This is a genomic window from Pseudomonas sp. CCNWLW23, from assembly GCF_037095675.1.
Taxonomy (GTDB): Bacteria; Pseudomonadota; Gammaproteobacteria; order Pseudomonadales; family Pseudomonadaceae; genus Aquipseudomonas; species Aquipseudomonas atacamensis.
Window position 1 is genome coordinate 198979 of record NZ_JBAWKM010000004.1, and the last position, 22237, is coordinate 221215.

General features: G+C 61.2%; 16 protein-coding genes and 1 pseudogene. 5 read left to right on the top strand and 12 right to left on the bottom strand.

Annotation, left to right across the window (positions count from 1 at the left end; genetic code table 11):
• Window positions 1-194 precede the first annotated feature (194 nt).
• From V8J63_RS07980 to arcD (V8J63_RS07990), 3 genes are all read right to left on the bottom strand, one after another.
• Window positions 195-1205: an ornithine carbamoyltransferase gene (locus V8J63_RS07980; protein ID WP_024014074.1), complete on the bottom strand. Its 1011-nt coding sequence runs from the start codon at window positions 1203-1205 to the stop codon at window positions 195-197.
• Window positions 1206-1273: 68 nt separating this feature from the next.
• Window positions 1274-2530, bottom strand: a complete 1257-nt coding sequence (arcA, locus tag V8J63_RS07985) for an arginine deiminase (protein ID WP_016773516.1) — start codon at window positions 2528-2530, stop codon at window positions 1274-1276.
• 35 nt (window positions 2531-2565) lie between these two features.
• Complete coding sequence (arcD, locus tag V8J63_RS07990) at window positions 2566-3993, bottom strand: arginine-ornithine antiporter (RefSeq protein WP_024014073.1); 1428 nt, start codon at window positions 3991-3993, stop codon at window positions 2566-2568.
• Window positions 3994-4430: 437 nt separating this feature from the next.
• Between arcD (V8J63_RS07990) and arcD (V8J63_RS07995) the strand changes: the two genes are divergently transcribed.
• Entirely contained in the window at window positions 4431-5858 is a 1428-nt protein-coding gene (gene arcD, locus V8J63_RS07995; protein WP_336463864.1) for an arginine-ornithine antiporter, read from the top strand.
• 194 nt (window positions 5859-6052) lie between these two features.
• Here arcD (V8J63_RS07995) and V8J63_RS08000 read toward each other — a convergent pair whose 3' ends face one another.
• The 9 genes and pseudogenes from V8J63_RS08000 to gap all read right to left on the bottom strand — a co-directional run bounded on the left by V8J63_RS08000 (window position 6053) and on the right by gap (window position 16705).
• Window positions 6053-7402: a CoA transferase gene (locus V8J63_RS08000; RefSeq protein WP_336463865.1), complete on the bottom strand. Its 1350-nt coding sequence runs from the start codon at window positions 7400-7402 to the stop codon at window positions 6053-6055.
• 190 nt (window positions 7403-7592) lie between these two features.
• Window positions 7593-8348: a methyl-accepting chemotaxis protein gene (locus V8J63_RS27735; RefSeq protein WP_371699605.1), complete on the bottom strand. Its 756-nt coding sequence runs from the start codon at window positions 8346-8348 to the stop codon at window positions 7593-7595.
• A gap of 102 nt (window positions 8349-8450) precedes the next feature.
• A pseudogene (locus V8J63_RS27740) lies at window positions 8451-9794 on the bottom strand (PDC sensor domain-containing protein); the annotation flags it as partial.
• Window positions 9795-9899: 105 nt separating this feature from the next.
• Entirely contained in the window at window positions 9900-10310 is a 411-nt protein-coding gene (locus V8J63_RS08010; RefSeq protein WP_336463867.1) for a YbaN family protein, read from the bottom strand.
• Window positions 10311-10471: 161 nt separating this feature from the next.
• Complete coding sequence (locus V8J63_RS08015; RefSeq protein ID WP_336463868.1) at window positions 10472-11068, bottom strand: biliverdin-producing heme oxygenase; 597 nt, start codon at window positions 11066-11068, stop codon at window positions 10472-10474.
• Window positions 11069-11177: 109 nt separating this feature from the next.
• Entirely contained in the window at window positions 11178-13763 is a 2586-nt protein-coding gene (locus V8J63_RS08020) for a TonB-dependent receptor (protein ID WP_130886996.1), read from the bottom strand.
• Window positions 13764-13885: 122 nt separating this feature from the next.
• On the bottom strand, window positions 13886-14851 hold the full coding sequence (locus V8J63_RS08025; protein WP_197892551.1) for a FecR domain-containing protein: 966 nt from the start codon (window positions 14849-14851) through the stop codon (window positions 13886-13888).
• Between the two features lie 125 nt (window positions 14852-14976).
• On the bottom strand, window positions 14977-15504 hold the full coding sequence (locus V8J63_RS08030) for an RNA polymerase sigma factor (RefSeq protein ID WP_076563927.1): 528 nt from the start codon (window positions 15502-15504) through the stop codon (window positions 14977-14979).
• A gap of 199 nt (window positions 15505-15703) precedes the next feature.
• Entirely contained in the window at window positions 15704-16705 is a 1002-nt protein-coding gene (gene gap / locus V8J63_RS08035; RefSeq protein WP_016773526.1) for a type I glyceraldehyde-3-phosphate dehydrogenase, read from the bottom strand.
• 220 nt (window positions 16706-16925) lie between these two features.
• Between gap and edd the strand changes: the two genes are divergently transcribed.
• The 4 genes from edd to V8J63_RS08055 all read left to right on the top strand — a co-directional run bounded on the left by edd (window position 16926) and on the right by V8J63_RS08055 (window position 22079).
• The gene (gene edd, locus V8J63_RS08040; protein ID WP_217878720.1) at window positions 16926-18752 is read left to right on the top strand and encodes a phosphogluconate dehydratase; all 1827 of its coding nucleotides are present in this window, start codon (window positions 16926-16928) and stop codon (window positions 18750-18752) included.
• A complete protein-coding gene (locus V8J63_RS08045) occupies window positions 18749-19708 on the top strand; it encodes a glucokinase (protein ID WP_336463869.1) in 960 nt (319 codons plus the stop codon). Before edd ends, V8J63_RS08045 begins: the two co-directional genes overlap by 4 nt.
• Window positions 19709-19888: 180 nt before the next feature.
• Window positions 19889-20620: a response regulator gene (locus V8J63_RS08050; RefSeq protein ID WP_016773529.1), complete on the top strand. Its 732-nt coding sequence runs from the start codon at window positions 19889-19891 to the stop codon at window positions 20618-20620.
• Window positions 20610-22079, top strand: a complete 1470-nt coding sequence (locus tag V8J63_RS08055) for an ATP-binding protein (RefSeq protein WP_016773530.1) — start codon at window positions 20610-20612, stop codon at window positions 22077-22079. Before V8J63_RS08050 ends, V8J63_RS08055 begins: the two co-directional genes overlap by 11 nt.
• The last annotated feature ends 158 nt before the right edge of the window (window positions 22080-22237 follow it).

Genomic DNA, 22237 nt, shown 5'->3' on the forward strand with positions numbered 1-22237 from the left:
CATGGTGCAATCCTTCTAAGCAGAGGAATGGCAAACGACTCGATCTCCCTGTCGGAACCGATATCCCTGTGGGAGCGAGCCTGCTCGCGAAGGCGTCAGATCAGTCGACATCGCTGTTGAATGACCCTCCGCTTTCGCGAGCAGGCTCGCTCCCACATTGGGTTTCCGGCTCCTTCAGTGGGAGCGCTGTGGCGTCAGAGATCAGCCAGGGTCGAAACCAGAATCGCCTTGATCGTGTGCATGCGGTTTTCCGCTTGCTCGAAGGCGATGCAGGCCGGCGACTCGAACACGTCGTCGGTCACTTCGATGCCGTTTTTCAGGTGCGGATATTGTTCGGCGATCTGTTTGCCGACCTTGGTGTCGCTGTTGTGGAAGGCCGGCAGGCAGTGCATGAACTTGGTACGCGGGTTGCCGGTGGCTTTCATCAGGTCGGCGTTGACCTGATACGGCAGCAGTTGCTGGATACGCTCGGCCCAGGCTTCCACCGGTTCGCCCATCGATACCCAGACATCGGTGTGAATGAAGTCGACGCCCTTGACCGCTTCTTTCGGATCTTCGGTGAGGGTGATGCGTGCGCCGCTTTCCTCACCGTATTTTTTGCAGCGCGCCACCAGATCGTCCAGCGGCCACAGGGCTTTCGGCGCGCAGATGCGCACGTCCATGCCGAGCTTGGCGCCGATCAGCAGCAGCGAGTTGCCCATGTTGTTGCGCGCGTCGCCCAAGTAGGCGTAGCTGATTTCGTGGATCGGCTTGTCAGCGTGTTCACGCATGGTCAGCACGTCGGCGATCATCTGGGTCGGGTGATATTCATCGGTCAGGCCGTTGAACACCGGCACGCCGGCGAACTTGGCCAGCTCTTCGACGATTTCCTGCTTGAAGCCACGGTACTCGATGGCGTCGTACATGCGCCCGAGCACGCGGGCGGTGTCCTTCATGCTTTCCTTGTGGCCGATTTGCGAGGAGTTCGGGTCGATGTAAGTGACGTTGGCGCCTTGGTCATAGGCCGCCACTTCGAAGGCGCAACGGGTGCGGGTCGAAGTTTTCTCGAAAATCAGGGCGATGTTGTTGCCCTTCAGATGCTGTTGCTCGGTGCCGGTGTATTTCGCGCGTTTCAGATCGCGGGACAGGTCGAGCAGGTAACGCAGCTCACGTGGGGTGTGGTGTTCCAGGCTGAGCAGGTTACGGTTGTGAATGTTAAAAGCCATGATGGATCTCCTTGGGTTTCGGTTATCCCCTTGGCCGCGCTCGATAAGTCGCGGCGAAGGCTCAAAGATTAGTAATCGATAGGGTCGCGGATGATCGGGCAGGTCATGCAGTGGCCGCCGCCACGGCCGCGGCCGAGTTCGCCGGCGCTGATGGTGATGACCTCCACGCCAGCCTTGCGCAGCAGGGTGTTGGTGTAGGTGTTGCGGTCGTAGCCGATGACCACGCCCGGTTCCATCGCCACCACGTTATTGCCGTCGTCCCATTGCTCGCGTTCGGCGGCGAAGCTGTTGCCGCCGGTTTCCACTACGCGCAGTTTCGGCAGGTTGAGCGCCGCAGCGACGGTGTCGAGGAAGCTGCCTTCTTCGCGGCGGATGTCGATGCCGCCCTGTTTGCTTTCGTCAGGGCGCAGGGTGAAGGCGACGATCTGGTTGACCACTTCCGGGAAGATCGTCACCAGGTCGCGGTCGCAGAAGCTGAACACGGTGTCCAGGTGCATTGCCGCGCGGGATTTCGGCAGGCCGGCGACGATGACTTTTTCCACTGCTTTGTTGTTGAACAGGTTCAGCGCCAGTTGGCCGATGGCCTGACGCGATGAACGCTCGCCCATGCCGATCAGCACCACACCGTTGCCGATCGGCATGACGTCGCCGCCCTCAAGGGTAGAGTTGCCGTGATCCTTGTCCGGGTCGCCGTACCAGATCTCGAATTCGGCGTTGGTGAACTGCGGATGGAATTTGTAGATGGCGGTGGTCAGCAGGGTTTCCTGACGGCGCGCCGGCCAGTACATCGGGTTCAGCGTCACACCACCGTAGATCCAGCAGGTGGTATCGCGGGTGAACTGGGTGTTGGGCAGCGGCGGCAGGATGAAGCTGGAGTGGCCGAGGAAGTCGCGGAACATCTGGATGGTCTTGCCACCGAAGCTGTCCGGCAGATCATCGGCCGAGACGCCGCCGATCAGGAACTCGGCGATGTGCCGTGGCTCGAGGCTTTTCAGCCAGGATTTCACTTCGCTGATCAGGCCCAGGCCCACCGAGTCGGCCGTCACCTTGCGCTCAAGAATCCAGTCCAGCGCTTCGGGAATGGCGACGATGTCGGTCAGCAGGTTGTGCATTTCCACCACGTCGATGCCGCGCTCGCGCATCTTGGTGACAAAGTCGAAATGGTCGCGCTTGGCTTGCGCCACCCACAGCACGTCATCGAACAGCAGTTCATCGCAGTTGTTCGGGGTCAGCCGCTGATGGGCCAGACCTGGGGAGCAAACCATGACTTTACGCAGTTTCCCGGCTTCGGAGTGGACGCCGTACTTCACTTTTTCCGTGGTCATTTCTGTGTTCCTCCAGATGACAATTCAATCAGGGGTTACAGCGTCAGGAAGCCATCGTAGAGACCGTAGGCCGCCACCACGGCGCCCACGACCACTGCGGCGAAAATCAGCTTCTCGACGTTGGTGAAAACCGGTTGTCTGAGTTCCAGCTTGGCCTTGGCGAACAGGATTGCGCCGGGCGCATAGAGCAGGGCCGACAGCAGCAGGTACTTGACCCCGCCGGCGTACAACAACCACACCGCATAGATCAGGGCGATACCGCCGATGATCAGATCCTTGCGCCGCTCGGCGGCAAAGCCTTCGTAGCTCTCGCCGCGCACCGCCAGCAGCAGGGCATAGGCCGCCGACCACAGGTAGGGCACCAGAATCATCGAGGTGGCGAGGTAGATCAGTGACAGGTAAGTGCTGGCCGAGAACAGGGTGATGATCAGGAACACCTGCACCATCGCGTTGGTCAGCCACAGGGCGTTGACCGGCACATGGTTGGCGTTTTCCTTGCGCAGGAACTCCGGCATGGTGTGGTCTTTGGCGGCGGCGAACATGATCTCGGCACACAGCAGCACCCACGACAGCAGCGCGCCGAGCAGCGAGATGATCAGGCCGACGCTGATCAGCACCGCACCCCAGTGACCGACCACATGCTCGAGCACGGCGGCCATCGACGGGTTCTGCAGTTTCGCCAGTTCCGGCTGGGTCATGATGCCCAGCGACAGCACGTTCACCAGCACCAGAAACAGCAGCACGGTGATGAAGCCGATCACGGTGGCCTTGCCGACGTCAGAGCGCTTCTCGGCGCGGGCGGAAAAGATGCTCGCGCCTTCGATGCCGATGAACACCCAGACGGTGACCAGCATCATGTTGCGCACCTGGTTCATCACGCTGCCCAGGTCGGGGTTCTTCACGCCCCAGATGTCGGCGGTGAAGATGTCCAGTCTGAACGCGAAGACTGCGATCAACACGAACAGCAGCAGCGGCACGACCTTGGCGACGGTGGTCACCAGGTTGATGAACGCCGCTTCCTTGATCCCGCGCAACACCAGGAAATGCACGCCCCACAGCAGCAAGGACGCGCCGATCACCGCCGCCGGGGTATTGCCTTCGCCGAAGATCGGAAAGAAATAGCCGAGGGTGCTGAACAGCAGAACGAAGTAGCCGACGTTGCCCAGCCAGGCGCTGATCCAGTAGCCCCAGGCCGAGGAGAAACCCATGTAGTCGCCGAATCCGGCCTTGGCGTAGGCGTAGACTCCGCCGTCCAGGTCAGGCTTGCGATTGGCGAGGGTCTGAAAGACGAAAGCGAGGGTGAGCATGCCTACTGCGGTGATGGCCCAGCCGATCAGCACTGCACCGACGTCGGCGCTGGCGGCCATGTTTTGTGGCAACGAAAATATCCCGCCGCCAATCATTGAACCGACTACCAGTGCAACCAGTGCACCGAGTCTTAGTTTTCCGGGCGCTTCAGACATTTGCATGACTCCATTGCAGGAAAGGAGAGCTCACAGCCTAGTACTGTTGTCTGTTCGAACAGCTGACATGGATCAGTGCATGGTCACATTCCATTGTTAATGAATGACTTGTGCGCCCGTTGCGGGCATAACGCTGTAGCCTCAAATGCCCATTCCAGAGCCGTTTCGCTGAGGCAGTCGAGAATAGCTATTAATGCTTTCGAACTATGACGCTAGTTGCTTTTCAGCGATTGGCAAATGTCGGTCATCTGTTTTCAGCACAGAATCGAATAATCAAGATCGGCGCACAAAACTGACTTAATGTGCTACGCCTTATCGTGGTCGGCTATATATAACGCTGCGAGATTCGGCATTACCTGATAAACGTCATCTACCCTTAGGCTTTTAGTCGGCTGTTGTTACAAATAAACAACAACGACTCTTTCAAGGAGATCTGCATGTCGCAACCGACGCAAAAGCTGCGCCTTGGTGCGTTGATCGCGCTGGTGGTGGGGTCGATGATCGGCGGGGGGATTTTCTCGTTGCCGCAGAACATGGCGGCACGCGCCGATGCAGGGGCGATCCTGATCGGTTGGGGCATTACTGCGATAGGCATGCTGACGCTGGCGTTCGTCTTTCAGACCCTGGCCAATCGCAAGCCGGAGCTGGACTCGGGCGTCTACGCCTACGCCAAGGCCGGGTTTGGCGACTACATGGGATTTTCATCAGCGTGGGGTTACTGGATCAGTGCCTGGCTGGGCAACGTCGGCTATTTCGTCTTGCTGTTCAGCACCCTTGGCTATTTCTTCCCGGTGTTCGGTCAGGGCAATACGCCGATCGCCATCGGCTGCGCTTCGGTGCTGTTGTGGGCGGTGCATTTTCTGGTGATGCGCGGGATCAAGGAGGCGGCGCTGATCAACCAGCTGACCACCGTGGCCAAGGTCGTGCCGCTGATCATGTTTATCGTCATCGCTGCCGTCGCGTTCAAGGCAGAGATCTTCACCCGCGACATCTGGGGCCGCAGCAACCCGAACTTCGGCGGGGTGATGGATCAGGTGCGCAACATGATGCTGGTCACCGTGTTCGTCTTCATCGGCATCGAAGGCGCCAGCGTCTATTCGGCCCGCGCGGAGAAACGCAGCGACGTCGGCCGCGCCACGGTGATCGGGTTTCTTGGCGTGCTGGCTCTGCTGGTACTGGTCAACGTGCTGTCGCTGGGGATCATGAGCCAGCCGGAACTGGCCAACCTGCAGAACCCTTCACTGGCGGCGGTGCTCGAGCACATCGTCGGGCCGTGGGGCGCATTGCTGATCAGCGTCGGGTTGGCGATTTCCTTGCTCGGTGCTTTGTTGTCCTGGGCCTTGCTCTGCGCGGAAATCCTTTTCGCCACGGCCAAGGACAAGACCATGCCGGCGTTCCTGAAGAAGGAAAACAAGAACCACGTGCCGGTCAACGCGCTGTGGCTGACCAATGCGATGATCCAGATTTTCCTGCTGATCACGCTGTTCTCGGCGGGCACTTATACCAGTCTGATTTACCTGGCGTCGTCGATGATTCTGGTGCCGTACCTGTGGTCAGCGGCCTACGCGGTACTGCTCAGCGGGCGCGGCGAAACCTACGAGCACGCGTCGGCCGAGCGCACCAAGGATCTGCTGATTGGCGGCATCGCCCTGGTTTACGCGGTGTGGCTGTTGTACGCCGGCGGGGTGAAGTATCTGCTGCTGTCGGCGCTGCTGTATGCGCCGGGGGTGATTCTGTTTGCCAAGGCCAAGCGTGAACAGGGGCAGCCGGTTTTTACCACGGTGGAGAAAGGGATTTTTGCCTGCGTGGTGATCGGGGCTGGGCTGGCGGCGTATGGGTTGTATAGCGGGGTATTGTCGTTGTGATCTGAAAAGCAGCCCCTCACCCTAGCCCTCTCCCAGAGGGAGAGGGGACCGACCGAGGTGTCTGGCGCTATACATCGACCTGAGCGATCGAGTCGATTATGGATTCGACAAAAATCTTTCACGTCGGCGTAACTCTCCAGTATCCCCCAATCAGTCCCCTCTCCCTCTGGGAGAGGGCTAGGGTGAGGGGCTTCTCATGGCCAACAGGGAGGATGCGAGCCCAACTCCGTCGCCGGCCAATTCCACTGCACCGCCGTCCCGCTGATCTGCACCGGTACGCGCAACCTTCGCGCCGGCCCCCACGCGGTGTGTTCAATCGCCGGATCCTGATCCAGTGCATCTTCGGCCCGCAGCAGGTCATGCGTCCCCGGGCCATGCTCGACCAACAGCTTCGCCGTACGCGCCAGCGACAACCGCGCCGAACCTCCGCAACCGTTGGCCAGTCGTTCAGTCAGCAGCCTTATCGCGCTCGCCGCCAGCAGATACCCGGTTGCATGATCCAGCGCCTGCACCGGCAGCGGCGTCGGTTTATCGCTGTGCTTCCAATGCTGTCCGGCCTCGGCGATGCCGCTGCTCATCTGCACCAGGCTGTCGAAGCCCCGGCGGTTCTGCCAGGGGCCGCTCCAGCCGTAGGCGTTGAGGCAGACGTCGATCAGCCCCGGTGCCAGTTGCCTTCGACGTTCAATACCAAACCCCAGATGTTCCAGCGCATCGGCGCGATAGCCGTGGAGCAAGATGTCGGCGTCTTGCAATAAACCTTCGAACACTGCGCGATCCGCTGGCACTTGCAGATCCAGCCGCGCGCAGCGTTTGCCCACGGTCATCTCCGGAACGACGCCGGGTTCGTTCCAGCTCGGTGGATCGATGCGCAAGACGTTGGCGCCCAGCCCGGCGAGAAAGCGGCTGGCGGTGGGGCCGGCGAGCACGCGAGTCAGGTCGAGCACCTTGATCCCGGCCAGAGGTCGTGCGATCGAGCCTTGCCATGGGCTGCGGTTCTCGTCCGTCTGCTCGATGAATTGCACCAGCGCTTCAGCATTCACCGCCAGCCCTTGCGGGTGTTGCTGCCACTGCGTCCAACTGCGCATTTCGGCGGCGCAGCCCTTGGCGTCGACCACCGCCTGCTCAAGCTCCGCGCTCGCCCACTGTGCGACTTTCGCCGCCATTGCGGCACGATCGGCGCAGGCGCCGAGCACGCGTTCTGCGGCGGCGCGGTGGTGCGGGGCGTTGGTGTGCAGACGGATCCAGCCGTCCCGGGTCGCATAGTCGCCGGCGATTGCGTCCCATAACGGCGGCACCTGCCAGCCGATCGGGCGCAGCGAGGTGGAGAACCACAACGAGGCCAGACGGCGGTCGACTGCAACCGCAGGCAAGTGCCCGGTTTGCTGGAGAAGCAATTCGCTGAGCGCTTGCCCGGCAGCGGCGATGCTGGCGCAGGCCAGTTCAGTGACGGCGAACGCCGAGGGCAACGCGCCGTCACCGTTGAAGGGGATCGGCGTGTGGGGCAGGCCGAGTGCGGTTTGGATGGACGTGAGCAGATCAGTCATCGAAGGCCCTCCGGAACGAGAGGGCGATGATAGTGCAAAACATAACCGGGCTGGATTGAAGATCGTTCCCACGCTCCGCGTGGGAATGCCGCCCGGGACGCTCTGCGTCCCAATCGAAAGCTGGAACGCGGAGCGTCCCTTGATGCATTCCCACGCGGAGCGTGGGAACGATCGATAGGTGGGGTAGCGGCTAGACGCGAAACTGATCCATCAATTTCATCTGCTGGCTCGCCAGGCTGTTGAGCTGGCTGCTGATCGCTGCCGATTCGGTGGCCTGTTCGGTCAGGGTTTCGGTCACGGTGCGAATCGCCGAGACGTTGCGGTTGACCTCTTCGGCCACTGCGCTTTGCTCTTCGGCGGCGCTGGCGATCTGCAGGTTCATGTCGCTGATCACCGTTACCGCGTCGCTGATCTTGCCCAGTGCATCGACCGCCTGACGAATCTGCCCGGCATTGTTGTGCGCCTGGGTCTGGCTCGAATGCATGGTCGCGACCACGCCACGGGTGCCGGTCTGGATGCGCTCGATAACGATGCGAATTTCTTCCACCGAATCCTGCGTGCGCTTGGCCAGGTTGCGCACCTCATCGGCGACCACGGCAAAACCGCGACCGCTTTCGCCGGCGCGGGCGGCTTCGATGGCGGCGTTGAGGGCCAGCAGGTTGGTTTGTTCGGCGATGCTGCGGATTACTTCCAGCACCGAACCGATCTGCTCGCTGTTCACTGCCAGCGCTTCGACCTCGGTCACTGCTTTGCTGACCTCATCGGCCAGTTGATTGATGTCGCGGGTGCTGCGCTCGATGATCGCCATGCCGTCCTTCGCCGACTGATCGGCACCCTTGGCCGCGTTGGCTGCGTTCGAGGCACTGTTGGCGACGTCGTGGGCAGTGGCGCTCATTTCGTTGGAGGCGGTGGCAACCTGATCGATTTCGCGGAACTGCACCTGCATGCCTTCGCTGGTCTGGCGGGCAATTTCCGATGACTGATCAGCCGTGCCACGTGCTTCGGTGATGCTCTGTTTGATCTGCGCGATGGTCGGCTGAAGCTTGTCGAGGAAGCGGTTGAACCAGTTCACCAGTTCGCCCAGTTCATCTTTCTTGCTGTAGTTCAGGCGCTGGGTCAGATCGCCTTCGCCGCTGGCGATGTTTTTCAGCATCTCGGCGACGCTGTTGATCGGACGGGTGACGCCGGAGGCGGTGAGCCAGATCAGCAGCAGGCCGACCAGACCGGCCACGCCCGCTACCATCAGCGCAGTGATCACGCCGGTTTGTTGTGCGTCATCGAGTACCGCTTGCAGCTTTACCGAATCGGCCAGCAGCACGTGCTCGGGCAGGTCGATGACCACGCCCCAGGCGCGCGAATTGCCGATCGGGTCGACCGGGTAAACCGCGCGAATCAGCTCGCCCTGTTGGAGAATTTTTGCCGTGCCGCTGCCGACCAGTTGCAATACATCCTTGCCGTCAGCGCCGAGGGTGTCGCTGATTTTTTTGCCCACTCGCGTCGCGTCGGCACTGTCGGCCGCCAGCACGCCGCTGCCGGAGACGATCAGCATGTGCCCGGCGTTGTTGAACAGGCTGCGCTGCGAGTCGACGGCGGCGGCTTGCAGGGCGTCGAGCGCGATGTCGACACCGACCACGCCGATCGCTTTGCCATCCACCAGCAGCGGCACGGAAATGGTCGTCATGAGCATTTCCTTGCCACCGACGGTGTCGGCATACGGGTCGAGCAGGCAGGTGCGTTTGTTGTCGCGAGGGCAGGTGTACCAACTGTTGTACGGCGTGCCGCTGACGCTGAGGGTGGTTTTGGTCAGGTCGTCTTCGACCATGATTGTATTCAGCGCGGCGCCGGCGGCACGGCTCCAGTACGAGGCGAATCGCCCGGCTTCGTTGGATTGCCGCGCGGCATCGTTGGCGAATTCGCTGTCCTTGCCGTCGAGGCCATTGGGTTCGAAGGCCAGCCAAATGCCCAGGACTTTATCGTTGCGCTCGAAAGCGGTTTTCAGGCTTTGATTCAACTCTTCACGAACAGCGCCGGCTTCGAGCGAACGCTTGGCCGCCATCGTCCGCAGATCCTTGATCTGATCGGCGAGGGCGGTGACCACCAGCAGGCTTTCACCAAAGGTTTTCTGCACCCGCACCGCTTGTTCGGCGGCCTTGGCCTGCAGCAGGTTCTGCACGCTGGCGGTGAGCAACTGGTTGCTGGATTGACTGACCAGCGCGTCGTTCTCGTTGGTCTGGTAGATGTTCATGCTGACAATCAGCACCACCACTCCGAGCAGGCACAGGCCGGAGAGCAGGACGATTTTCAGGCGAATGGAAAGAGAGTCGAACATGGGGCGATCTCGCGAATGGAATAAACAGGTGGCTGGGCCGGAAGCCCGGTTTGCCAAATCCATTCAGCGCCATTCAATCCTCATCGGCGTTAAGCGAAACGGCATGAGGCGCTTGCCGACGGACGGTCGCTGCTAAACGTTTGCGCAGGGAAAAGTGCTGAAAAGGCTTTAATTACAGGGATGTTTCACTACACCGACGGGCGTCTCCGGGCGCGACCAGATCCACAGGTTGCCCAGGCCCATGCCGGCAATCGCCAGATAGATCGGCCAGCCGTGATCGAGCATCACCAGCATCAAAGTGGCGCACAGCAGCATGCTGACGGTGGCACTGAGCTTGGCCTTGCGCGCGATCACCCTGCCGTTGCGCCAGTTACTCAGGATCGGCCCGAACAGGCGATGATTTTCCAGCCACGCACTCAGGCGCGGCGAACTGCGGGTCGCGGCCCACGCGGCTAAAAGGATGAACTCGGTGGTCGGCAGGCCGGGCACGACGATGGCGATCAGGCCAATGCCGAGGCTGACATAGGCCAGCACGCCGAACAGCAGACGGGCGAGTTTCGAGGTGGCGGGTGTGGGCATGGGCTCAGCGGTGGCTTCTGAAGCGGAACGGGGATCTTACAGATTTGTGGTGAGCCCTGTGGGAGCGAGCCTGCTCGCGAAAGCGGTTGATCAGCCACATTGATGTTGAATGTGCTGCCGTCTTCGCGAGCAGGCTCGCTCCCACAAAGGATAGAGTTGCTTCAAGCTACTTCGGCTTCTATCGCATAAGCCCGTTCCAGCAGCACGGTAAAGCGGTTGAACGCATCCAGTGCACCTTGCTCAACTTCCGCCTCTTCCGCTGCCGTGAACGGCAACGCATCGAGGGTGCGCACAAAGCTTTTCCAGCCCTCGGCGCGGCCACCTTGCGGTTCTGCCAGATGCCGGGCACCGAAGCTTTCGCTCAACTCCAGCGCCACCGCGCGCTTGATCAGGAACGCCGCGCCGAGCTTGGAACCCTCGGAAACAAAGATCCAGCCCAGCGCCCGCGCCTTGCTCGGGTTTTTCAGCGCGCCGGCCACCGGCGCCGGGACTTCGGTGTCGAGGTCGGCGAGGTCAGCCCTGGCCGCTTCGGCGCGGCAACGGGCCGGCAGATCCGGGACGATCGCGGTCAGTTCGGCATCGTTGTACAGCTCGACCAGTTCCGCCTGGAACAGGTATTGCGCGACGACGAAACGGGCGAAGCTGGCGCGGGTTTCGAACGGCGCGTGGGCTTTGACCAGCGCATCGAGTTTGCTGTGCGGCTCGTGGGTGATCTGGTTCAAGCGTTGCGAACGCAGGGATTTTTCCGGGGCAGTCATGGGGTGTCCTTGATAAATGAGGCGCTTGATAACAAGACGTACGGGCGGGCGGCGGACAGTAAAAAAACCTCACTGCGCGGCGCGAACACGCGCAGTGAGGCCGGGCGGATCAGATGTCCCAGATCAGGTTGATCGCGAAGTTGCGTCCCGGTTGGGTCAGGCGATCGAGGTTGGCCGGTTGCGTCACCGAGGCTTCGCCGACGCTGTCGTAACCGCGCACGTCATCCCATAGCCAGTATTTCTTGTCGGTCAGGTTGTAGACGCCGCCGCTGACGGTGACGTCGTCGGTCACCTTGTAATAGCCGGCCAGATCGAGAATGCCGAAGCCCGGGGTCTTGAACTGGCTGCTGACGCCGTCCGGCGACTTGAAGTTGCTGTCGTCGACGCGGTCCTTTTTCTTCACCACGGTCCAGCTCAGCAGGCCGCCATAGTTGTCCTGGTCGTAACCGAGACCGAACACGCCGGTGAGCGGGTTGACGCTGTTGATCGGCTCGCCGCTATCGTTGTTGCGACCGTAGGCGTAGGCGATCGAGCCTTGGGTATACAGGCCTTGCGGCGCGCCGAACGCATCCAGGTTCAAGCGACCTTTGACTTCCGCACCCTTGATGGTGGCGCGCTTGATGTTGTTGCTCTGGAAGGTCAACTGATCGTCGCCCGGCTTGACCGCGTCCTCGTTGATGAAGTCGCGGTACTTGTTATAGAACACCGCGACGTCGAACGAACCCTGCTCGAAATTCCCGCGCAGGCCGGTTTCGAAACCTTTGCTTTTTTCCGGCTCGAGGTCGGAGTTGGGCGCCACGGTGTAGCCGGTGGTGTTGTTCTCGAAACGCCCGTACAGCGATTTTGCCGTGGGCGTGCGGAAGCCTTCGGCGTACTGGCCGTACCAGGTGTAGTTGTCCGTCAGTGCATAGGTCAGGCCGAATTTTGGCGAGACTTTGTGCCAGGTCTTGTTCTTGTCGCTGACCGTGCCCTGGCCGTCGGCATTCACGGTGTTGAGGAATTCCTCGGTGATGTGCGGCTTGAGCTGGGTGTAGTCGTAGCGCAGGCCCGGCAGGAAGGTCCAGTCGTTCCAGCTGATCTGATCCTGGGCGAACAGGCTGTAGGTATTGATGGTCGGATCGGGGAAATCAGAGGCCTTGGCCAGCACGTCCGCCGCACTGGTCGCGCCAATCGCCGTGCAGCCGCGACCGACGGCCACGCAGGTGCCGTCGCCGCTGCGTGAACCGGTGACTTTCTGCTGTTTGATAGTGGTGCCGTAAGTCAGCAGGTGATCGGTGTCACCGATGGCGAAAGCCTTGTCCAGTTGGGCGTCGAACACCCACTGTTTTTCTTCGTAGATCGTGTCGCGGGTACGCAGCACTTTACGAGTGATCGGGTAGTACAACTCTTCGGTGCTCTGGTCGGTCTTGGCGATCTGGTGATTGAGGCTCCACTTGACGTTATCGGCGAGCAGGCTGTCGAGGGCGAACGAGTGTTCGATACCGAAACGCTCGCGGGTGATGGTGTCGTTGCCGGTGCGCCACTGATACATGCCGCCGGGCAGGACGCTGCTCGGAATGGTCGGCGCGCCGTTGAAATACGGGCCGCCGTAGGCACTTTTCTGGTCGGTGTCGCGATCGTCCTTGTACTTTTCGTAGGTCAGGCCCAGGCGCGAGTCGTCGTTGTAGTTCCAGCCGAGCTTGGCCAGGACGTTGGTCGCGCGCACGTCTTCCGGGTTGGCGGCGGTGCGCGCAAGGCCGGTGCCATTGTTGCCGCCGAAGGACTCGGTTTCGTGTCCGTCGCGCTGGCTGTAATGCAGCAAGCCGTCGAACTCACCGCTGCGCCCGGCGACGGTGGCGGACTTCAGCCAGCTGTCATCAGCGGAGCTGTAACCGCTTTTCAGGCGCGCGCCGACGTCCTTGCCCGGTTTGATGATGTCGTCGGCGTCCAGCGTGTAATAGCTGACCGCGCCGCCGATGGCGTTGCTGCCGTACAGCACCGAGGCCGGGCCACGGAGGATTTCCACGCGTTTGACGATTTCCGGGTCGACATAGTTGCGCTGGCTCTTGGCGTAGGGGCCGTTGAAGAAACCGTTGGGAATCTCCACGCCATCGACCTGGGTCAGGATGCGGTCGCCGTCGATACCGCGAATGTTGTAGCCACTGATGCCGCCGCGCTGACCGGCACCGCCAACGGAAACGCCCGGTTCGTAGCGCACCAGATCCTTGATGGTATTGACGTTGTTGCGGTCAAGCTCTTGGCGATCATGCACGCTGACCGTCGAGGGCACGCTGTTGACCGACTGTTCCTGGCGAGTGGCGCTGATGGTCACCTGATCGAGATTGAGCGTGCCGCTGCTGTTGCGTTTTTCCAGCACGACATTGTTGTTGCTCAGTTTGCGAAAGCTCAGGTTGGTCCCCACCAACAGGCGCTCGAGGGCTTTTTCCGGCGGCAGCGAACCGCGCACGCCCGGCGACGAGACGTTCTGCCCCAACTCGGCCGGCAGGCCGACCTGCCAACCGGTCACGGCGGTAAAGGCATTCAATGCCGAAACCAGTGGTTGCTGGCCGATGGCGAACGCGTAATCGCCCATGTTGCGCGTCGGTTGCTCGGCGGCCGCCAGCAGCGGTGCGGTGCCAGCCATGAGGATGGCCGCAGTCAGCAGCGACAGTACGCGGGAAGGGGAAGCAGTCTGGCGGGTAAGGCGTGAGGACATCGATAGCGCTCCGTGTCGCACGAATCTTTATAGGTGCTGATCGGCATGGTTAGATGCGAATCAATTGCATTGGCTATAACGAGACGTACTGTCGTTGGCTATCGAGTAAAAATAATTCTCATTCAGTTCAGAATCACCAGCGCAGGGAATTCCTGCAGGCGCGCCGAGGTGATGTGGGCGAGAGAGCGGACCACGTCGAGCGGCTGGTCGAGACGGTAATTGCCGGTGACGGCGACGTCGGCCAGTTGCTCGTTGTTGTTGATGATCCAGCCCGGATAGTAGCGGCGCAGCTCGGCCAGCACCTGATTCAGCGGGCAGTTCTCGAACACCAGACGGCCTTCAACCCAGGCCAGATCGGCATTGGCGTCGAGCTTGGCAGGGCGATCAAATCCGTTGGGGCCGATGCGAATGCTTTCCCCGGCACGCAGGCGCACCCGGGCATCGTTGTGGGTGGCGCGCAGATCGACATCGCCACGTTGCACATTCACTTGCGCGACCCCGTCGAGGTAGCGCACGGCGAATGCGGTGTCGTGGACGCTGGCCGTTACCGGACCTGCGTCGATCTCCAGCGGCTGATTGCGCCCGCTGGCGATCTCGAAAAACGCCTCGCCCTGAAACAGCCGCGCCACGCGCTGTTGATCGTTGATGGTGCTGGAAAACGCCGAGTTGGTATTGAGCAGGACCTTCGAGCCGTCCTCCAGTTGCAGCCGCTGACGCTCGCCAACCACGGTGAGGTGATCCGCTTGAATGCGCATCGGCAGGTTGCTGAAACTGAACAGCCCGAGGATCAGCACCGCAGCGGTAGCCAGCGGTTTCCAGTGCGGGCGCAAGCGTTTGAGAAAAGTGATTTTTACCGGTTTTGCTGCCAGAGCCTCGGCGCACAGTGCGACTTGCGGGCCGTCCCAGATCGCCTGGGCCTTGGCGAATGCCTCGGCATTCAACGGATCAGCCGCCAGCCAGGCATGAAATTGCCGGGTCTGTTCCTCATCCGGGCTGCCGAGCACGATGAGCCAGTCCAGCGCCTGGTCCATTGCAGCTGCAGCGTCCCGCGCTAAATCGGGCGAAGGCGGGCGGTGGGTGTCCGTCACGGTGGTTCCTCAGGGCTTCTGGCGAAGCAAGGCTTCTGGCGAAGCAGTTTCTAGCTTCAAGCTGCAAGCTGCAAGCCGGATGGGTTACTGCATTTCGTTTTTGCTTGCCGCTTGAAGCTTGCAGCTCAAAGCTTGCCACTGCCGTTATGTCGTTCGGCAACGCCGATGCAGATCGACATGATCAGTTTCAGTTCCTTCTGCACGGTGCTCAGCGAAACATCAAGTTCATCAGCGATTTCCTGATAGCTGTGGCCGTGCAAACGGCTGAGGATGAAGATCTGCTGCTGGCGCGGGCTGAGTTGGCTGAGGCTCACGTTCAAACGCTCCAGCAGTTGTTCGGCGTGGGCGGCGTCTTCAGCGCTGCTGGCGGGCGCGGCGATGCTCTGCACGACATCTTGCGGCACGTCGTCGACCATGGTCCGCGCATGAATCTTGCGCGCGCGCAAATGATCCAGCGCCAGATTGCGCGCGGTCTGGAAGACAAAGGGTTCAAGGTGATCAATGGCCCGTTCGCTCAACGCCCGGGTCACGCGCAGGTAGGTCTCCTGCAACAGGTCTTCAGCGGTGCTGTGATTGTTGACCATCCGTTCCAGCGTGCGCAGCAGGGAAGTGCGCTGGGCGAGGAAGACGTGGTTGAAGCGCGATTGACTCACGGGAGGACCTGATCCATTTCGAGCGAATGATAATGCTTATCATCCAGCCGAATGGTCAAGTGCTGATTTCGAATTGAAATCGGATCTCCTGTGGGAGCGAGCCTGCTCGCGAAGGCGTCGTGTCAGTCAATTCCATATCGACTGACAGAAAGCTTTCGCGAGCAGGCTCGCGCCCACAGGGATTGGGGGCCGGCTGAGATTATTCGGCGTTACACAACGCCAGGCAGTTATCCAGCATGCGGTTGGAGAAGCCCCATTCGTTGTCGTACCAGGCCAGCACTTTCAGCAACTTGCCACTGACTTTGGTGTGGTTGGCGTCGAAGATTGACGACAGCGGGTTGTGGTTGAAGTCGCTGGAAACCAGCGGCAATGTGTTGTAACCAAGAATTTTCGAATGCTGGCTCGCCGCTTTCAGCAGGGCGTTGACTTCGTCGGCACTGGCTTCTTTCTTCAGTTGCACGGTGAGGTCGACCAGCGACACATTGATCACCGGTACGCGCACAGCCATGCCGGTCAGTTTGCCCGCCAGCTCCGGCAGCACCAGGCCTACCGCTTCGGCTGCGCCGGTCTTGCTCGGGATCATGTTCTGCGTGGCCGAGCGGGCACGGTACGGGTCGCTGTGATAGACGTCGGTGAGGTTCTGGTCGTTGGTGTAGGCGTGGATGGTGGTCATCAAACCGCTTTCGATGCCCAGCTCGCGATGCAGCACCTGCGCCACTGGCGCGAGGCAGTTGGTGGTGCACGAAGCGTTGGAAATGATCTGGTGCGACTGACGCAGAATGTCGTGGTTGACGCCATAAACGACGGTGGCGTCGGCGCCTTTGGCCGGGGCAGAAATGATCACCTTGCGGGCGCCGGCGCTGATATGCGCGGCAGCTTTGGCACGGTCGGTGAACAGACCGGTGCATTCGAACACTACGTCGATTTTTTCAGCGGCCCACGGCAGGTCGGCCGGGTTGCGAATGGCGCTGACCGCGATGCGGTCGCCATTGACCGTCAGGCTTTCGTTATCGTGCGCCACTTCGGCGTCGAAAGTACCGTGGACGGTGTCGTATTTGAGCAGATGGGCATTGATCGAACTGTCACCCAGATCGTTGATCGCGACGATCTGCAGGTCTTGACGATAGCCTTGGGTATACAGTGCGCGCAGGACATTACGGCCGATGCGGCCGAAACCATTGATTGCAATTCGAAGAGTCATGGAACAGCGCCGCCGTCGTTTTGTTGTTGGAATTACAAGATTATTCGCATAAAAATAGAAAACAAGCCTTTTTAGTGGCAATATTTTGTTTTATCTACAACGAGTGACCTGAATCAACTGGTCCGAATGGTCAAAAAAGCCGTCTGTCATTCCAACAACAACGGCGTTTGATCAGCATAGACAATCAGGTCGCCACATCCGTTAGCCTGGAGTTCTACACATGCATCCCCGCGTTCTTGAGGTCACCGAACGGCTTATCGCCCGCAGCCGCGCCACGCGTCAGGCTTACCTTGCATTGATTCGCGGCGCTGCCACCGACGGCCCGATGCGCGGCAAGCTGCAATGCGCCAACTTCGCCCACGGCGTGGCCGGTTGCGGCACTGAAGACAAGCACAGCCTGCGGATGATGAACTCGGCGAACATCGCCATTGTGTCTTCGTATAACGACATGCTTTCGGCGCACCAGCCGTACGAAGTCTTTCCACAACAGATCAAGAACGCCCTGCGCGAAATCGGCTCGGTCGGCCAGTTCGCCGGCGGCACTCCGGCCATGTGCGATGGCGTGACCCAGGGTGAGCCGGGCATGGAACTGAGCCTGCCCAGCCGCGAAGTGATCGCGATGTCCACCGCCGTGGCGTTGTCGCACAACATGTTCGACGGCGCGCTGATGCTCGGCATCTGCGACAAGATCGTTCCGGGCCTGATGATGGGTTCGCTGCGTTTCGGTCATCTGCCAACGATCTTCGTACCGGGCGGGCCGATGGTTTCGGGGATTTCCAACAAGGAAAAAGCCGACGTCCGCCAGAAGTACGCCGAAGGCAAGGCGACCCGTGAAGAGCTGCTGGAATCGGAGATGAAGTCCTACCACAGCCCGGGCACCTGCACCTTCTACGGCACCGCTAACACCAACCAGTTGCTGATGGAAGTCATGGGCCTGCACTTGCCGGGCGCGTCTTTCGTCAACCCGAACACACCACTGCGCGACGCCCTGACCCGCGAAGCCGCGCATCAGGTCACGCGCCTGACCAAGCAGAACGGCAACTTCATGCCGATCGGCGAAATCGTCGACGAGAAGGCGCTGGTCAACTCCATCGTTGCCTTGCACGCCACCGGCGGCTCGACCAACCACACCCTGCACATGCCGGCCATCGCCATGGCCGCTGGCATTCAACTGACCTGGCAGGACATGGCCGACCTTTCCGAAGTCGTGCCGACCCTGAGCCACGTCTACCCGAACGGCAAAGCCGACATCAACCACTTCCAGGCAGCGGGCGGCATGTCGTTCCTGATCCGCGAACTGCTCGGCGCCGGCCTGCTGCACGAAGACGTCAACACCGTGCTCGGCCATGGTCTGAGCCAGTACACCAAGGAGCCGTTCCTCGATAACGGCGAGCTGGTCTGGCGCGAAGGCCCGATCGACAGCCTCGACGAAAACATCCTGCGTCCGGTATCCCGTGCGTTCTCGCAAGAGGGCGGCTTGCGGGTGATGGAAGGCAACCTCGGTCGCGGGGTGATGAAGGTTTCTGCCGTTGCGCTGGAGAACCAGATCGTCGAAGCACCGGCGATGGTGTTCCAGGATCAGCAGGATTTGGCGGACGCATTCAAGGCCGGTCTGCTGGAGAAGGATTTTGTCGCGGTGATGCGCTTCCAGGGCCCGCGTTCCAACGGCATGCCCGAGCTGCACAAGATGACGCCGTTCCTCGGCGTGCTGCAGGATCGCGGCTTCAAAGTGGCGTTGGTGACTGACGGGCGCATGTCCGGCGCGTCGGGGAAAATCCCCGCAGCGATTCACGTCAGCCCGGAAGCTTATGTCGGTGGCGCTTTGGCGCGCGTGCAAGAGGGCGATATCATCCGCGTCGATGGCGTCAAAGGCACCTTGGAACTGAAGGTCGACGCCGCCGAATTTGCAGCGCGCGAACCTGCCAAGGGCCTGTTGGGCAACAATATTGGCAGCGGCCGCGAGCTGTTTGGCTTCATGCGCATGGCCTTCAGCTCGGCGGAGCAGGGCGCCAGCGCCTTCACTTCTGCCCTGGAGACGCTTAATTGAAACTGGCTTTGGTCGGTGACATCGGAGGCACCAACGCGCGGTTCGCGTTGTGGCAAAACCAGCAACTGCAATCGGTTCAGGTGCTGGCCACGGCCGACTTTGCCACCCCGGAAGAGGCAATCGCCTTGTACCTGAGCGGGCTCGGTCTGGCGCCGGGCTCGATCGGCTCGGTGTGCCTGTCGGTGGCAGGTCCGGTGAGTGGCGATGAATTCAAATTCACCAACAATCACTGGCGGCTCAGCCGCAGCGCGTTCTGCAAGACCTTGCAGGTCGAGCAGTTGTTGCTGACCAACGACTTCTCGGCGATGGCGCTGGGCATGACCCGCTTGCAGCCCGGCGAATTCCGCGTGGTTTGCGAAGGCACGCCGGAGCCGTTGCGCCCGGCGGTGGTGATCGGCCCGGGCACTGGCCTGGGTGTCGGCACCTTGCTCGATCTCGGTGAAGGCCGCTTCGCGGCGTTGCCGGGCGAGGGCGGCCACGTCGACCTGCCGCTGAGCAGTCCGCGCGAAACGCAACTGTGGCAACACATCTACAACGAGATCGGCCATGTCAGCGCGGAAACCGCGTTGAGCGGCGGCGGCCTGCCGCGGCTGTACCGGGCGATCTGCGCGGTGGATGGCCATGAGCCGAAGCTTGAGACGCCGGAAGCGATCACCGCCGCCGGTCTGGCCGGTGATCCGATTGCTTTGGAAGTGCTCGAGCAATTCTGCTGCTGGCTGGGTCGCGTTGCCGGCAACAACGTGCTCACCACCGGCGCGCGCGGTGGCGTGTTCATCGTTGGCGGAGTGATTCCACGCTTCGCCGATTTCTTCCTCGCCAGCGGCTTCGCCCGCTGCTTCGCCGACAAGGGCTGCATGAGCGATTACTTCAAAGGCATCCCGGTCTGGCTGGTGACCGCGCCGTATTCCGGCCTCGTTGGTGCCGGTGTGGCCCTGGACCAATCAATCCCGACCTGAAATGCAATCCAATTGTGGGAGCGAGCCTGCTCGCGAAAGCGGTGTGTCAGTCAACAGATCTGTTGAATGTTAAAACCGATTCGCGAGCAGGCTCGCTCCCACAAGGGTTTCTGTAGTGTTTGTTAGTTTGATGCTTAAGGCATAATCCGCCCCAACTCCAACAACAAGGATGCCTTCGAAGTGAGCTCAGTCAACAAGTCGATATTGTTGGTCGATGACGACCAGGAAATACGCGAGTTGCTGGAAACCTACCTGACCCGCGCCGGGTTTCAGGTGAGGGCCACCGCCGATGGTGCCGGTTTTCGTCAGGCGCTCAACGAGGCGCCGAGCGATCTGGTGATCCTCGATGTCATGCTGCCCGACGAAGACGGCTTCAGCCTGTGCCGTTGGGTACGCCAGCACCCGCGTCAGGCACAGGTGCCAATCATCATGCTGACTGCCAGTTCCGACGAAGCCGACCGGGTGATCGGTCTGGAGCTCGGCGCCGACGATTACCTCGGCAAACCGTTCAGCCCGCGCGAACTGCAAGCGCGGATCAAGGCCCTGCTGCGTCGCGCGCAATTCGCCCACGAACGCAGCGGCAGCGAAGTGCTGGTCTTCGACGACTGGCGCCTGGACACGGTCAGCCATCGGCTGTTCCACACCGACGGCGAGGAAGTGATCCTCTCCGGTGCCGATTTCGCCCTGCTGAAACTGTTCCTCGATCATCCGCAGCAAATCCTCGACCGCGACACCATCGGCAACGCCACCCGTGGCCGCGATCTGATGCCGCTCGATCGCATCGTCGACATGGCCGTCAGTCGTTTGCGCCAACGCCTGCGCGACACCGAAAAACCGCCACGGCTGATCCGCACGGTGCGCGGCAGCGGTTATCAGTTGGCAGCCAATGTGGTTGCCGGCAATGCTCACTGAGTCGCTACGCAAATTTGCCAACCGCATACCGGTGCCGCGCTCACTGCTCGGGCGGATGCTGCTGCTGACTCTGCTGGCGGTGCTGTTCGCGCAGACGCTGTCGAGCGTGATCTGGGTGTCGCAACTGCGCGCCACCCAGCTCGAAGGCCTGGTCACCAGCGCCCGCAGCCTGGCGCATTCGATGACTGCCAGCGTCAGCTATTTCCGTTCCCTGCCGGTGGCCTACCGACCGCTGGTGCTCGATCAGTTGCGCAGCATGGGCGGCACCCGGTTTGTCGTGACGCTCAATGACAAGCCGCTGGGCATGGACGTGCTGCCGGTGACGCCGCGCAAGGCTGCGGTGATGCAAGCGGTGGACGAAGTGCTGCGCCAGTCTCTGGGCCATGACACGGATATTTCGGTGACCTTCGTCAGCCCCGAAGACCTGCGGATTTTCAACGCCGGGCTGAAACTTGATGAATTGCCACGCTCCTGGGCGCATTACGCGCTGACCCTGGAGCCGGTGAATCCGCCGGTGCTGGTCACGCAGATTCAAATGGCTCCGGGGGAATGGCTGTACATCGCCTCGTTGCTGCCGGAGCCGTACACCAGTCTCGAAGAGCAAGGCCTGCCGGCGCAGCAGGTGTGGTTTATCGTCCTGACCAGCGGCTTTTTGCTGTTGTTCATCGGCCTGCTGGTGCACTGGCAGAGCCGGCCGCTCAAGCGCCTGGCGCGGGCAGCGCGGGATCTGTCGCTGGGCGCCGATGTCGAGCCAGTGGCGGAGGGCGGTGGCAGTGAAGTGGTCGAAGTCGGTCGCGCGTTCAACACCATGCGCGAACGCATCAGCCGCTACCTGACCGAACGCAGCCAGTTGTTCAGCGCGATTTCCCATGATCTGCGCACGCCGATCACGCGTCTGCGCTTGCGCGTCGAACTGCTCGAAGACGAACAGCTGCAAGCCAAGTTCGGCCGCGATCTGGATGAGCTGGAGCTGCTGGTCAAAGGCGCTCTGCAATGCGTGAAAGACACCGACATCCACGAGAACATCGAGCCGGTGGATCTCAATCATGTCCTCGATTGCCTGGTCGAGCCGTATCTGGCGCCGAACGGCAATGGCCGCGTCACTCAGCATGGCCGCGCGCTGTCGGCATACCCGGGCAAACCACTGGCGCTCAAGCGCTGCATCGGCAACCTGATCGACAACGCCTTGAAGTACGGGCAGAACGCGCATCTGCACATCGATGACGATGACAGCGCCTTTGTTCTGCATGTCGATGATGAAGGGCCGGGTGTGCCGCAGCAGCGGCTGGAGCAAGTGTTCGAGCCGCACTTCCGTTTGGCGGGGCAGCAGCAGGGTTATGGCTTGGGCCTTGGCATTGCGCGCAACATTGCGCATAGCCATGGCGGCGAGGTGACGTTGCAGAACCTGCGTGAGGGCGGGTTGCGGGTGACGTTGCAGTTGCCTCGGTCTGTGGATTAGCCCCGAAAAGCCCCTCACCCTAGCCCTCCCGAAACGTCGGACCGCCCAGAGGGAGAGGGGACCGATTGGGGGATGCTGCTGAGCTGCGCTGACCTGTAAATGCGGTGGTGAATCATAATCGCCAATATTTTTCAGGTCGACAGAGGACGCAAGACACC